General features: G+C 63.2%; 13 protein-coding genes. 7 read left to right on the top strand and 6 right to left on the bottom strand.

What is annotated here, in order from left to right; genetic code table 11:
- The first annotated feature begins 33 nt into the window (after positions 1 to 33).
- From AC788_RS05275 to AC788_RS05260, 4 genes are all read left to right on the top strand, one after another.
- Positions 34 to 816: a sugar phosphate isomerase/epimerase family protein gene (locus AC788_RS05275; RefSeq protein ID WP_049859544.1), complete on the top strand. Its 783-nt coding sequence runs from the start codon at positions 34 to 36 to the stop codon at positions 814 to 816.
- On the top strand, positions 809 to 1,750 hold the full coding sequence (locus AC788_RS05270; protein WP_049859543.1) for a sugar kinase: 942 nt from the start codon (positions 809 to 811) through the stop codon (positions 1,748 to 1,750). Before AC788_RS05275 ends, AC788_RS05270 begins: the two co-directional genes overlap by 8 nt.
- Before the next feature lie 81 nt (positions 1,751 to 1,831).
- Positions 1,832 to 3,136 (top strand): MFS transporter, encoded by a 1,305-nt coding sequence (locus AC788_RS05265; RefSeq protein ID WP_049859542.1) that lies wholly within the window; start codon positions 1,832 to 1,834, stop codon positions 3,134 to 3,136.
- Positions 3,137 to 3,277: 141 nt separating this feature from the next.
- Positions 3,278 to 3,553 (top strand): DUF1652 domain-containing protein, encoded by a 276-nt coding sequence (locus AC788_RS05260; RefSeq protein WP_049859541.1) that lies wholly within the window; start codon positions 3,278 to 3,280, stop codon positions 3,551 to 3,553.
- Here the strand turns inward: AC788_RS05260 and AC788_RS05255 are convergent.
- From AC788_RS05255 to AC788_RS05245, 3 genes are all read right to left on the bottom strand, one after another.
- A complete protein-coding gene (locus AC788_RS05255; RefSeq protein ID WP_236690465.1) occupies positions 3,540 to 4,604 on the bottom strand; it encodes a hypothetical protein in 1,065 nt (354 codons plus the stop codon). The genes AC788_RS05260 and AC788_RS05255 overlap by 14 nt on opposite strands.
- Entirely contained in the window at positions 4,597 to 5,667 is a 1,071-nt protein-coding gene (locus AC788_RS05250; protein ID WP_236690464.1) for a glycosyltransferase family 4 protein, read from the bottom strand. Before AC788_RS05250 ends, AC788_RS05255 begins: the two co-directional genes overlap by 8 nt.
- A gap of 189 nt (positions 5,668 to 5,856) precedes the next feature.
- A complete protein-coding gene (locus AC788_RS05245) occupies positions 5,857 to 6,909 on the bottom strand; it encodes an NAD(P)-dependent alcohol dehydrogenase (RefSeq protein WP_049859820.1) in 1,053 nt (350 codons plus the stop codon).
- Positions 6,910 to 7,079: 170 nt separating this feature from the next.
- Here AC788_RS05245 and AC788_RS05240 point away from each other — a divergent pair, with 170 nt between their 5' ends.
- Positions 7,080 to 7,964 (top strand): AraC family transcriptional regulator, encoded by an 885-nt coding sequence (locus tag AC788_RS05240; protein ID WP_049859538.1) that lies wholly within the window; start codon positions 7,080 to 7,082, stop codon positions 7,962 to 7,964.
- Between the two features lie 90 nt (positions 7,965 to 8,054).
- Here the strand turns inward: AC788_RS05240 and AC788_RS05235 are convergent, their stop codons facing one another.
- Positions 8,055 to 9,071 carry a LacI family DNA-binding transcriptional regulator gene (locus AC788_RS05235; protein WP_049859537.1) on the bottom strand — a complete coding sequence of 339 codons (1,017 nt, stop codon included), beginning with the start codon at positions 9,069 to 9,071 and terminating at the stop codon, positions 8,055 to 8,057.
- Between the two features lie 181 nt (positions 9,072 to 9,252).
- On the opposite strand from AC788_RS05235, the gene AC788_RS05230 reads away from it, so the two are divergent.
- Positions 9,253 to 9,783, top strand: a complete 531-nt coding sequence (locus tag AC788_RS05230; protein ID WP_049859536.1) for a gluconokinase — start codon at positions 9,253 to 9,255, stop codon at positions 9,781 to 9,783.
- A gap of 105 nt (positions 9,784 to 9,888) precedes the next feature.
- Entirely contained in the window at positions 9,889 to 11,241 is a 1,353-nt protein-coding gene (locus AC788_RS05225; RefSeq protein ID WP_049859535.1) for a GntP family permease, read from the top strand.
- Between the two features lie 81 nt (positions 11,242 to 11,322).
- On the opposite strand, the gene araH is transcribed toward AC788_RS05225, so the two are convergent.
- Positions 11,323 to 12,288, bottom strand: coding sequence for an L-arabinose ABC transporter permease AraH (araH, locus tag AC788_RS05220; RefSeq protein WP_043189427.1), 966 nt, complete (start codon positions 12,286 to 12,288; stop codon positions 11,323 to 11,325).
- Between the two features lie 21 nt (positions 12,289 to 12,309).
- Positions 12,310 to 13,809, bottom strand: coding sequence for an L-arabinose ABC transporter ATP-binding protein AraG (gene araG, locus AC788_RS05215; protein ID WP_049859534.1), 1,500 nt, complete (start codon positions 13,807 to 13,809; stop codon positions 12,310 to 12,312).
- Between the last annotated feature and the right edge of the window lie 9 nt (positions 13,810 to 13,818).

Raw genomic sequence — 13,818 nt, 5'->3', positions numbered from 1 at the left:
TAAAATTGAAACCGGTTTCAGAGGACAATAACAATGCATCTCTATCCCGTCTCCATCAGCCTTTCCAGCTTCGGCGCGGACTATGTCCGTGCACAGGGTCAGGCCAGTCTGGCGCCGTTGGTTGCCCAGAGCGGCGCCAGCCACCTGGAACTGCGCGAAGAATTGTTCGACCACTTTGATGCACCTGCCCTGCGCAGCGCAATCGCCGACCAGGGACTGACCTGCGTCTATTCCTCGCCGCTCGAGCTGTGGCAGCCCGGCCAGGCCGCACCCAATCCACAGCTGCAAGAGGCGCTCGCCCGAGCCGTTGCCTGCGATGCAGTGTGGCTCAAGGTGTCGCTGGGCTTCTATTCATCCATCAGCGACCTGAATCTGCTGCACCAGCAACTGCGCGACCAGCCCGTGCGCCTGCTGATCGAAAACGACCAGACCGCCCAGGGCGGACGAATCGATCCCTTGGTCAAGTTCTTCACCGCGATCGCCGAACAGGGGCTGCCCGTGGGCATGACCTTCGACATCGGCAACTGGCAGTGGCAGCAACAATCGGTGTCGAGTGCGGCGCTGCAATTGGGCCGTTTCGTCGAGTACATCCATTGCAAGGCGGTACAGCGCACGGCGACCGGTAAACTGGTCGCCACACCGCCGGAGCTGACCGACCTGCACCAGTGGTCGCGCCTGCTGCGCCACATGGCGCCGGGCCTGGTACGGGCCATCGAGTACCCGTTGCAGGGCGCCGATCTGCTGGCCGTCAGCCAAGTACAAGTGGCAACCCTGGCAGCGCTCGGCCAGGCCGCCCAGGAGGTGGCCCATGGCTGAGTTCGACGTACTGAGCTTCGGCGAAACCATGGCCATGTTCGTCGCCGAGCAGACCGGCGACCTGGCCGATGTCACCCGCTTTCACAAGCGCATCGCCGGGGCCGACAACAACGTCGCCATCGGCCTGTCGCGCCTGGGTTTCAACGTCGCGTGGCTCAGCCGCGTGGGCGATGACTCTCTAGGCCGTTTCATCGTTGCGGCCCTGCAGCGCGAAGGCCTGGATTGCAGCCATGTCGGCGTGGATCCGCAACACCCCACCGGCTTCCAGTTCAAGTCGTTGCAGGACGATGGCCGCGACCCCTGCGTGGAATACTTCCGCCGCGGATCGGCCGCCAGCCACATGGGCATCGCCGACGTGCCCCCACGCTTGCTCGATGCCCGGCACCTGCATGCCACCGGCATCCCCCCGGCACTTTCGCCGAGCATGAACGCCTTGACCCGAGGCTTGATGACCGCGATGCGTTCGGCAGGCCGCAGCGTCTCGTTCGACCCCAACCTGCGTCCGTCACTGTGGCCCAGCCAAGCCAAAATGATCGAGCAGATCAACAGCCTCGCTGCCCTTGCCGACTGGGTGCTGCCGGGGCTGGCCGAAGGGCAGCTGCTGACTGGGCAAGAACGCTGCGAAGACATCGCCCGCTTCTACCTGGACCTGGGCGTGCAAGCCGTGGTGATCAAGCTGGGCGCGGACGGTGCCTTTTATTGCAGCGCCCAGCAGCAAGGCTATGTAGCCGGGCGCCCAGTGAACAAGGTCGTCGACACGGTCGGTGCCGGTGACGGTTTCGCCGTCGGTGTCATCAGTGCCTTGCTCGAAGGCCGCGACCTGCCTCGGGCCGCCGCCCGCGGCAACTGGATCGGCAGCCTGGCGGTGCAGAGCCCCGGCGACATGGAAGGCCTGCCGACACGCGCCGCGCTGACGGCGGACGAACACCGATGATCTGAACACACGCCACCCCAGACCGTTGATTCAGCACCCTCTACCTGTTGCGACAATTACAAAATGCTCAGGAGTCAGACCATGCAGAGCCAGACCGCGAAACTCGCCAGCCGTCGCTGGTGGTACATCATGCCGATCGTTTTCATCACCTACAGCCTGGCCTATCTGGACCGGGCCAACTATGGTTTCGCCGCCGCCTCGGGCATGGCCGCCGACCTGAACATCACGCCGGGGCTGTCCTCGCTGCTCGGTGCCCTGTTCTTCCTGGGTTACTTCTTCTTCCAGGTTCCCGGCGCCATCTACGCGCAACGACACAGCGTCAAGCAACTGATCTTCGTCAGCCTGATCCTCTGGGGCAGCCTGGCGACCCTGACCGGCGTGGTGTCCAGCGCCTACTGGCTGATCGTGATCCGCTTCATGCTCGGGGTGGTCGAAGCCGTGGTCATGCCAGCGATGCTGGTCTACCTGTGCCACTGGTTCACCCGTGCGGAACGCTCACGGGCCAACACCTTCCTGATCCTCGGCAACCCGGTGACGATGCTATGGATGTCGGTGGTGTCAGGCTATCTGATCCAGCATTACAGCTGGCGCTGGATGTTCATCATCGAAGGGCTGCCAGCGGTGATCTGGGCGTTCATCTGGTGGCGCCTGGCCGACGACCGCCCGGCGCAGGCCAAATGGCTCAGCCAACAGGAAAAAGATGACCTGCAAGCCGCCCTGGCCGCCGAACAGGTGGGCCTCAAGCCGGTGAAGAACTATGCCGAAGCCTTCCGCTCGGGCAAGGTGATCACGCTGTCGCTGCAGTTTTTTCTGTGGAGCGTGGGCGTCTACGGCTTCGTGCTGTGGCTGCCCTCGATTCTCAAGCAGGGCGCGCAGATGGACATGATCGAAGCCGGCTGGCTGTCGTCCCTGCCCTACCTGGCAGCGGTGATCGGCATGTTGGTGGTGAGCTGGTTTTCCGACCGTCTGCAAAAACGCAAACGCTTCGTCTGGCCGCCACTGCTACTGGCCGCGCTGGCCTTCTATGGTTCCTACGCGTTGGGCAGCGAACACTTCTGGTGGTCCTATGCGCTGCTGGTGATCGCCGGGGCCTGCATGTACGCGCCCTACGGGCCTTTCTTCGCCATCGTGCCGGAAATCCTCCCGGCCAATGTGGCTGGCGGTGCCATGGCGCTGATCAACAGCATGGGCGCCCTGGGCTCGTTCGCCGGTTCCTACCTGGTCGGCTATCTGAATGCCAGCACGGGCAACCCCGGCGCGTCGTACCTGTTGATGAGCGGCGCCTTGCTGCTTTCGGCCCTGTTGACCCTGCTGCTCAAGCCCAGTGGCTGTGATCTGGAGGTAAAACAATCAACGACGGCAGGCCTGAAACCCTGCAAACACTGACCCAGATCATGAAACTCGATGAAATCATTCTGGAATCGCGGCAAACCACACAGCTGTCATCCAAGGGGTGCTACGTTTAATACTCCAAACGCAGCACTCGACAGGCCATCGGTCCGGATGGCCTGTCCCACGGCAGGCGACATGCGACAGGTGGGCGCGATGAACAAGATGACATTTCCCAATGCGTGCCAGGTGATGCGCTGGCACTTTCATCCCATGGGTTTCGAGGGCAGCATGGATGCGCCCAGCAGCATGGTCGCCCGGCTGTTCGATCGCAGCAGCGGCGAAACGCTGCTGACCATCGCCGGTCTGCCCTGCGCGGCCGTCATGAACGCCGCCGACGTGGAGCGCATCATCGAGGCGGTGGAAGCCGAGCTCGAGGCCTTCATTCCGCCCCAGGCGCTCAAGGCGGGCTGAGGGCTGCGCCGAAATGACTCCGCACAGTGGTCTGAATGATCCCGGCGGCGTCTTGCGCGGCCTGATCATTGAGCAGCGCCTGCCAGGCGCTGGGCCCGGGCAGATGCCGGGCTCGCTCCAGCAGGGCCGGCCACTCCTGCGCAGGCGGCACGCCGTCCACTCCCAGTGCCACTCGCAACCGCTCCAGTTGCATGGCCTGCAGACGTTGCTCGTCGAACGGACGCTGCTCGGCAATCGCGATCAGGCGGCCACCCAGGTGGGCCACTTCGGCAACGACGTTATCGCCCGCACTGCCCACCACGATCTCGGCGCGCAGCAACTCGGGCAATGGATCGGCCAACTGCCCCAGCAGCGTCAGGTTGACAGGTAATGACAGGTCACTGCTTGGCAGCGGCCCGGCCACGCGGAATCGATACTGCGGACAGCAATCAGCAATGGCCACCAGCGAATCCACGGTAAACGCAGTGCCGCCCTGCCCCGTGATCACCAGCACGCTGCCCTGCTCGGCCTCCACGTGTCCGCGGCCCTGCCCACTGTAACGGGACACCCAGCCGCAGTGATCGGTCTTGCTCGACACCCAGTCGGGCATCTGGCTGCACTCCATGGCCGCCGGATAAGGCGCCAACAGACGCGATGCCGAAGCGTAGGCCTGCAAGTGGGCGGTGTCGGTGCGTTCACCGTGCTGACGCATGTACACGCACGGCACACCGAACAGGCGCGCCAGCATCGCCACCTCGACCGATACGTCCACCACCAGCAGGCACGGCCACGCGTTACGCATCCAGTCGGCCAGAATCCCCATGCGCTCCCGCAGACCGTCCACGGCCAGAGGTGCGTAATGCAGCGCGGGGAAGCTTTCGACGTGCATGCCCGGCGCCGTGTCGCCGGGCAAGAGCAGGCTTCTGACGTTGGACGTATACGGACCGTCAGGCAAACGCGAACCGATCAAGGTGACATCGCAGTCCAGATGGCGGGCGATGGCCAACGCGCGCATGCCATGGCCTGAGCCGTGGTGATGGACGTAATAGCCGACTTGCGGACGCTCAGGCACCGGCTTGGGCCACCTGCCGCAGCAGCGCATCGTAGCGATCGAGCATGACCTCGTGGCTCCACTGCGTTTCGGCATGCAGGCGGCAAGCCAGGCGCGACTTGCGCCGAGCCAGGCGCAGCGCCTGGGCCAGGCCCTCGACATCGCCGCCCGCAGCCAGCGCACCGGTGGCATCGGTCAGCAGATCGCCAACAGCACCACGGGCAAAGGCGGCTACCGGCGTGCCGCAGGCCAGGGCTTCTGCCACTACCAGACCGAAGGGTTCTTCCCAGCAAGGTGTGACCAGCGCCGCGGAGGCACTGGCCAATTCGATGGCCAGTTCTTCGCGCCCCAGATGGCCAAGGTACTGGCACTGGTCACTCAAGCGCGGCTGAATCTGCTCCTTGAAGTAGCGAGGATCGACCGCCTGACCGGCCAAGCGCAACGGCACACCCGCCAGCTTCGCGGCGTCCATGGCCAAGTGGGCGCCCTTGTCAGGTACCAGTCTTCCGAACCAGATGGCGTGTTCCAGCGGTGCAGCGCGCGGTGACCAGGTCTGCAGGTCGATACCGTTGGGAATGATGTGGCACTCGGGTATGACGTCCTTCCACTGCCGTGCATTAGCCTCGGAAATGGTCGCGAAATGCCCCGCACGGCGTTCGCCACTGTAGGCATTGATCAGCTCGAAGAACGGTGGTGTGTGCAATACCGTCAGCATCGGCGTACGAATCATCGATGCCATGGTCGCAGGCACATAGTGCAGGCTGTTGTTGAAGATGACATCGAAGCGACGGTCGTCGATGTTCTGCATGGCCTTGAGGTAGGCGTGGTGCTCCTCGATGTACTCGGAACTCAAGCACGCACGGCGACCATCTTTATAGGTGGCGTCGTCCCACACCGGCACGATATTGAGGGCTGGGTCACTGGATGAGCTGGCAAACAGGGTGACGTCGTGACCACGTTGCATCAGCCCGGACGTCACATCGTGGGTGAACGCTTCCAGGCCGCCGGCGAACGGCTGGCGAATGGGATGTTTGATGTGCGTCAGCACACCGATGCGCAACGGGCGAGCGGAAGATGAAGACATCGAGGACGTTCCTGGCACGGATTGCAGCTTTGAGGCTGCGGCACAGGAATGGTTGCATCTAAAGCACCCCCTCGGCCCCTGTAGCAGCGGCGCAAGCCGCGTCCCGGTCAATGCGGTCACCTAGACACACCGCATTGGCCGTCGACGCGGCTTGCGCCGCTGCTACAGGGCAAGGTCGACGAGACCATGTCAGGCCTTGAGGCTGGCCATGTCGATCACGAAGCGGTACTTAACATCACCGGCGTGCATGCGCTCGAAGGCTTCGTTGATGTTCTTGATGTCCAGCATTTCGATATCACAGGTGATGTTGTGTTCGGCGCAGAAATCCAGCACTTCCTGGGTTTCCTTGATGCCACCGATCAACGAACCGGCCAGCACACGGCGCTTGAGCACCAGGTTGGCTGCGTGCAGCGCAGGGTCTACCGGCTGGATCAACCCGACCAGAATGTGCACGCCGTCGAAACGCAGGGTTTCCAGGTAGGGGTTCAGGTCGTGAGGCACCGGAATGGTGTCGAGCAGGAAGTCGAAGGTTTCGGCAGCGGCTTTCATCTGCTCGGCATCGGTCGACACGATGACATGGTCCGCGCCCTGGCGGCGGCCTTCGGCAGCCTTGCTCGCCGAACGGGTGAACAGCGTGACTTCGGCGCCCAGCGCCTTGGCGAACTTGATGCCCATGTGGCCCAGGCCACCCATGCCCAGAATGCCGACCTTGTCACCCGGCTTGACGCCGTAGTGCTTGAGCGGCGAATAGGTGGTGATGCCTGCACAGAGGATTGGCGCAGCGTTGGCCGCATCGAGACCGTCGGGAATGCGCACCACGAAGTTCTCGCTGACCACGATGCTGTCCGAGTAGCCGCCCATGGTGTTGGTGCCATCGATACGGTCGGGCGTGGCATAGGTCATGGTCGGACCTTCCAGGCAGTATTGCTCGAGGTCGGCGTGACAGGCATCGCAGTGCTGGCACGAGTCGACCATGCAGCCCACGCCCACGCGGTCACCGACGGCGTACTTCTGCACCTGGTCTCCGACGGCGACCACGCGGCCAACGATCTCGTGGCCCGGTACCAGCGGATACACGGCGATGCCCCAGTCGTTGCGAGCCTGGTGCAGGTCGGAGTGGCAAACGCCGCAGAATTCGATGGCGATGCTGACGTCGTCGGGGCGCAGGGCACGACGTTCGAAGCTCAGGGGAGCCAGTGGCGTGGTGGGCGAAAGCGCGGCGTAGCCGAGTGCCTTGGACATGTTGAAACCTCTCGAAACGAAGATGATCAGGCGCCGATTGTGGCCCTCACGTGCGCTCGCGGCCATGTCCGATCCTGCGCGATGCATGCCCATTCCTCCGGGCACCCCGCAAACGGGGCCCGAACGTGCGATCATGGACGACTGATTTCATGCCTGATCCGTGGTATCCCATGAGCCTGACCAAACACCTAGACGCCAACGCCCGCCTGGTGGATCTGATCCGTCCGCTGGCGGTTGCCGATGACTGGATCCCCACCTCCATCGACGGCTTGCGGGTGGTTTCGTGCCGCAGCCATATCGCGCGCACCGCGCAGATCTACGAACCCAGCCTGATGGTGATCGCCCAGGGCAGCAAGCTGGCGTACCTGGGCGAGCGCACCCTGGAATATGGCGCCGGGCATTACCTGATCCAGGCCCTGCCGGTGCCGTTCGAGTGCGAGACCTTCGCCAGTGAACAGCTGCCCCTGCTCGGCGTGTCGATACCGATCGATCGCACGTTGCTCGGTGAATTGGTGCTGGCCATGGAGCCCGGGCCGAGCCAGGCGCAGACCACCGAGTCGATGACCGCCGTGCCGCTGGACGATTCCATGCGCGGGGCCGTAGAGCGGCTGCTGCAGTGTCTGCACGATCCCCAGGACCGCTTGGCCATGGGCCAGGCTCGCCTGCGCGAAGTCCTCTATACCGCTTTGCGCGGGCCCAATGGCCATGTGCTGCGTGCCTTGGTGGAGCAACAGGGCCAATTCGCCCGCATCGCTGGCGCGTTGTCCTGGCTGCATGCGCATTACGAAGAGCCGTTGCAGGTCGATGACCTGGCCCGTCGCGCGAACATGAGTGCCTCGACCTTCCACGAGCATTTCAAGCGCAACACCCTGGCCTCGCCGGTGCAATACATCAAGCGTCTGCGCCTGCTCAAGGCCCGCGCGCTGCTGGTGGCCGACGGCATGAACGTCAGCCAGGTCGCGTTGAGGGTGGGCTACCAGAGCAGTTCGCAGTTCAGCCGCGAGTACAAGCGCCTCTTCAACCACAGCCCCGCCCAGGAACGCGACCTGCGCTGAATCCCAGCGCAACGTCAGGTCCAGCACCGCCCCTGTAGCAGCGGCGCAAGCCGCGTCCGGCTTCACCACGTGGCATCAGGCGTTCCGCCGTCAGGTTTCGCGCACGACCAATTCGAAGCCCAGATCGATCGCCTGGGCGCAATGACGCTTGCCATCCATGCTGTCGAGCAGCATCTGCGCCGCCTTGCGGCCGATTTGCGCACGCGGGGTGCGGATCGAGGTCAAGCGCGGTACCAGGTGGGCCGACCCCGGCAGATCATTGAACCCCACCATGCCGACTCGATCAGGAACGGCAATGCCCTGGCGCTGCGCTTCGTAGATCGCGCCCTGGGCCAGATCGTCGTTGCAGAAGAACACGCCGTCCACATCCGGATGCCGACGCATCAGGTCGGCGAACAACTCGCCACCCAGGCCGATCGACGAAGGCTGCGGGCACAGCACTTCAAGTTGCGGATCATGCACCCCTGCCGTCTCGAGCGCCGCCCTGAACCCCTCGGCCCGCTGCATCACGCGCGGATCGAGCTGCGCCGCCACGTACCCCAGGCGCCGACGCCCGGCGTCCAGCAGATGCCGCGCCGCCACACTTCCGGCCTGCTCCTGGGAAAAGCCAACGCAGGCGCCTTGGCCCTCAGCACCCAACTCCATCATGTGCACGCACGGCACACCGCTGTTGTGCAACATGACCTGGGAGCGTTCGCTGCGGCTCATGCCCGTCAGCAGCATCCCACCCGGCTTGTAGGCCAGGTAGTTGCGAATGAGGTTTTCCTCTTCGTCGACATCGTAGTGGTAGTTGCCGATCAGCACTTCCAGTCCACGCGGACGCATCACTTCATGGATGGCTTCCAGTGTGTCGATGAACAATTGGTTGGAGAGAGAAGGAATGAGCACCACCACCGACTGACTCTGCGCCGACGCCAGCGCCCGTGCCGCCGGATTGACCACGTAACCCAGTGCTTGCGCGGCTTCCAGTACTTTGCTGGCCAGTTGTGGAGCAACCGTGGACACCCCGCGCAATGCGCGCGAAGCGGTAATGGGAGAAACACCTGAAAGTTTGGCAACTTCGGCCAGGGTCGGCAGGCCGGTTGCGCGTGAGCCGATTCGCGCCATGATTCTTGTTGTTATCTACTTGCAATGAAAAAGAGTTGAGGTAAGGTAGCGCTGTCTCGAATCCAGAGCAATAATGATTTGTGCCTTGCTATTACTGCAGGCTGCACCAGACTGCTTTGACAAGATCAATAAGATGAGGGCGCCGTATCCATACCCGGTGCGCCCCAGCAGGAGTGACTTGATGAATGCCCCTCTGAACGCTTTGGTGGTGATGGGAGTATCCGGCTGCGGCAAGAGCAGCGTCGGTGCCGCCATCGTCGGTCGCAGCGGCGGCCGCCTGATCGAAGGCGACAGCTTTCATCCCGAAGCCAACATCGCCAAGATGAGCGCCGGCACTCCCCTCGACGACCAGGACCGCGCCGGCTGGCTGCTGCGTCTGGGCGAAGAAATGCGCGCCTGTATCGAATCGGGACAGCGCCCGGTACTGACCTGCTCCGCCCTCAAGCTCAAGTATCGCGAAACCCTGCGCAACGCCGTGCCCGGCCTGGGCTTCGTGTTTCTCGAACTGACCCGCGAAGAAGCCGCCAATCGCGTTGCCCACCGGCCTGGCCACTTCATGCCGGCCAGCCTCATCGACAGCCAGTTCGCTACCCTGGAACCGCCCACCGGTGAAGCATTGACCCTGCCCCTGGATGCCACAGTCCCCATCGTGGAGCTGGCGCAACAGGTAGAAAACTGGCTGGTCGAGCATGGCGCCTCCACGCTGGCTTGAACGGCTTTTGAAGACAGCGCTGTCTGAGCTTTCCGCCCGGCAGCGCCCGATGTTCCCAACCACAACCGTTGCGCCCACAACAACGACAACACGAGGCAGACCTTTATGTTTGGCTTAGCTCACGACACCTACTTGCTGCTCGATGCACTGGTCACCATCATTGGTCTGATCGTGCTCATCACCCAGTTCAAGGTTCACCCCTTCGTCGCCCTGACCATCGCGGCGATCTTCCTGGGCCTGACATCCGGTCTGCCGGTGGTCAAGGTCATGAAGTCGTTCCAGGATGGCTTCGGTGGGGTCCTTGGCTTCGTCGGCATCATCCTCGCGCTGGGCACCATGCTCGGCAAACTGATGGCCGACTCGGGCGGCGCCGACCAGATCGCGCAGACCTTGATCCGCAAGTTCGGGGTCAAGCGCATCCACTGGGCGATGATGTTCTCCGCCTTTCTGGTGGGTATCCCGCTGTTCTTCGAGATCGGCTTCGTACTGCTGATCCCCTTGGTGTTCATCGTCGCCCGCCGTTCCGGCGTGTCGCTGGTGAAGATCGGTATCCCGCTGCTCGCCGGCCTTTCGGTGGTGCACGGGCTGGTCCCGCCGCACCCGGGCCCGCTGCTGGCCATCGGCATCTTCAACGCTGATATCGGCAAGACCATTCTCTACGGGCTGATCGTCGGCCTGCCCACTGCGATGATCGCCGGCCCGATCTTCGGTTCGTTCATTTCCAAATACATTCCGGGCAATCCTTCCAAGGAACTGATGGACCAGATCGCCAAGGAGTCGGACAACCAGAACCTGCCCAGCTTCGCGGTGACCCTGATCACCATCCTGCTGCCCGTGTTCCTGATGATGCTCAAGACCTTCGCCGACGTGGCGCTGCCGGCGGAAAACCTGTTCCGCCAGTGGATGGACTTCATCGGCCACCCGATCACTGCCCTGCTCGCCGCCCTGCTGCTGGCCTTCTACACCTTCGGCGTGGCGCGCGGTTTCGACCGGGCGAAGATCATGAAGCTGCTGGACCAGAGCCTGGCGCCCACTGCGGCCATCGTCCTGATCGTCGGTGCCGGCGGTGGCTTCAAGCAGATGCTGGTGGACACCGGTGTGGGCAACATCATTGGGCAGATGGCCGTGCAGGCCGAGGTCAACCCGATCCTGCTGGCCTGGCTGGTCGCTGCGGTGATTCGCGTCGCGACCGGTTCGGCGACGGTAGCGACCATTACCGGCGCGGGCATCGTCGCCCCGGTCATCGGCATGATGCCCGGCGTGAACCGTGAGCTGCTGGTGCTGGCTACCGGCGCCGGCTCGGTGATCCTGTCCCACGTCAACGACGCCGGTTTCTGGCTGGTCAAGCAGTACTTCAACATGACCGTCACGGAAACCCTGAAGACCTGGACCGTGATGGAAACCATCCTGTCGGTGGTGGGCCTGTTCTTCATCCTGCTGCTGTCGCTGGTGGTCTGATCCCCAGCCCGCTCCCACACAGGGCCCGTAGGGCATTGCAATGTGGGAGCGGGTCTCTGCCCGCGAAAGCCGACCCGCAAATCAACGCCGCTTCAAACGATCGATGATCACCGCGATCAACAGGATCGTCCCGCGGATCACGTACTGGTAAAACGTGTCGATGTTCTTCAGGTTCATCGCGTTCTCGATGATCGCCAGAATCAGCACCCCGGCGATCACATGACGGATCATGCCGATCCCCCCTGCCAGCGACACCCCGCCCAGCACACACGCTGAAATCACCGTCAATTCGAAGCCCTGGCCGATCATCGGCTGGCCCGAGGTCATGCGCGACGCCAGCACCACACCGGCCAGCGCACCGATCACGCCATGTACGGCGAAAATGATGATCTTGGTGCGATCCACATGCACACCGGCCAGCAAGGCAGCTTCCTGGTTGCCACCGATGGCCATGGTGTTGCGGCCATAGGTGGTGTAGTTGAGCAGCCAGCCGAAGAAGATGAAACAGACGATGGTGATTAGAATCGGTACCGGCACGCCCAGCAACTGGCCGTTGCCGAAGACGAAGAAGTCCTCCTGCATCACCCCGACCGCTTTGCCGTTGGAAAAGATATAGGCCAGCCCGCGCACGATCTGCATGGTGGCCAGGGTCGCGATCAGTGCATTGATGCGCAGCTTGGCAATGACGATGCCGTTGATCAGACCGACGATCAGCCCCATCAACAGGGCCGCGCCAACACCCAGCAGCACGCTGTCGGTGTCGCGCATGACCACCGCCGCAATCACCCCTGCGCAGGCGATCACCGAACCCACGGACAGGTCGAAGTGCCCCGACGCCAGGCAGTAGAGCATGGTGCAGGCGGCGATGCCGGTGGTGGAAATGGCCAGCCCGAGCCCGCGCATGTTCAGCGGCGAGAGAAAATTGTCGATGAACATCGTGCACAGCACGAAAATCGCCAGCGCCGCGAGCAGCATGACCCACTCGTCCAGAAAGCGACGCAGGTTGAGGCCTTGGCGGGGCGCCGGCAGCGTGTTTTGCGTAGACATATGCACCTCTATTGTTATTGTTCAGCCGCGAGTGCGCGGCAGTGCCAATTGCAGCAACCTGGATTCCTGCGCTTCTTCGCGCAGGACTTCGCCGGTCAGCGCACCTTCGCTCATCACCAGGATGCGATCGCTGATGCCGATCACCTCCATCAGGTCGCTGGACACCACGATCACCGCGATGCCGTCGGCGGCCAGCCCATGAATGATCTGGTAGATCTCGGCCTTGGCGCCGATGTCGATGCCGCGCGTGGGCTCGTCGAGCAGCAACACTTTCATTGGCATCGACAGCCATCGGCCGAGAATGGCCTTCTGCTGATTGCCGCCTGAGAGGTACATGATCGGCTGCTCGGCAGACGGGGTCTTGATATTCAGCGCCTTGATCTGGCGCGCGGCGTTTTCCTTCTCCCACGGGCCCTGCACCAGGCAGCCCAGCGTGAGATGGCGGTCGCGGGCACCGATATTGATGTTTTCGGCAACGCTGGCCAGCGGCACGATGCCTTCCTTCTTGCGGTCTTCGGGACACAGCAGAATGCCCGCAGCGATGGCGTCGCGCGGATTGGCCAACGTCAGCGCGCGGCCGTCCAGGGTCAGGCTGCCGGCCTTGCTCGTCGCCAATCCGGACAGCAGCCGCAGAAGCTCGGTGCGGCCCGCCCCCACCAGACCAAAGAAACCCAGCACCTCGCCTTTGGCAACACCGAAGCTGATCGGCTCCTGCAACCCTGGGCCCAGCAAACCCTCGACACTCAGTGCCTCGCCCTGGTGAGGACGGGCACGATAGTTGTAGATGTCCTGGATATCGCGGCCGACCATGCAGGTCACCAACTGGTCATGGGTCAGCTGGGCCATGTCGTCGAAGGTGCGCACGTAGCGCCCGTCCTTGAACACCGTCACCGCGTCGCAGATGCGGAATATCTCTTCCATGCGATGGGACACGTACAGCACCACCCTGCCCTCGTCGCGCAGCTTGGCGATGATCGCCATCAGCCGATCGATCTCTCGCGCCGAAAGGCTACTGGTCGGTTCGTCGAAGGCAATCACATGGGCATTGCGCGACATGGCCTTGGCGATCTCCACCAACTGTCGCTGCCCCAACGACAGACTGCCCAGCCGCTGGCGCGGATCGATCTCGTCGGCCAGCCCGGCCAGCAATTCGCTCGCGCGGCGCAGCATGGCGCCGCGATCGATCAAGCCGAACCGCGACGGCATGTGCCCGAGCAGGAGGTTCTCGGCAACGCTCATCTCCGGCACCAGGTGCAGTTCCTGGTGGATCACCGCGACGCCACTGCCGATGCTTTCTGCCGCCGATTTGAAGACCAGGGTCTGAGCGCCGATCTGCAGGCTGCCGACACTGGGCTGGTAGGCACCGCCGAGTATCTTCAGCAAGGTGGACTTGCCGGCACCGTTTTCGCCCATCAGCGCATGGACACTGCCGGGACGGACTTCGAAGTTGATGTCCGACAGAGCGCGCACGCCTGGAAAATTCTTGCCGATACCGTTGAAACGCAATGACTCTACACGCATGGATACCAC

The organism is Pseudomonas sp. RIT-PI-a (genome assembly GCF_001187875.1).
GTDB classification, from domain to species: domain Bacteria; phylum Pseudomonadota; class Gammaproteobacteria; order Pseudomonadales; family Pseudomonadaceae; genus Aquipseudomonas; species Aquipseudomonas coleopterorum.
Note: the sequence above shows the minus strand (reverse complement) of the source record. Positions and strands in the feature narration are given on the sequence as shown.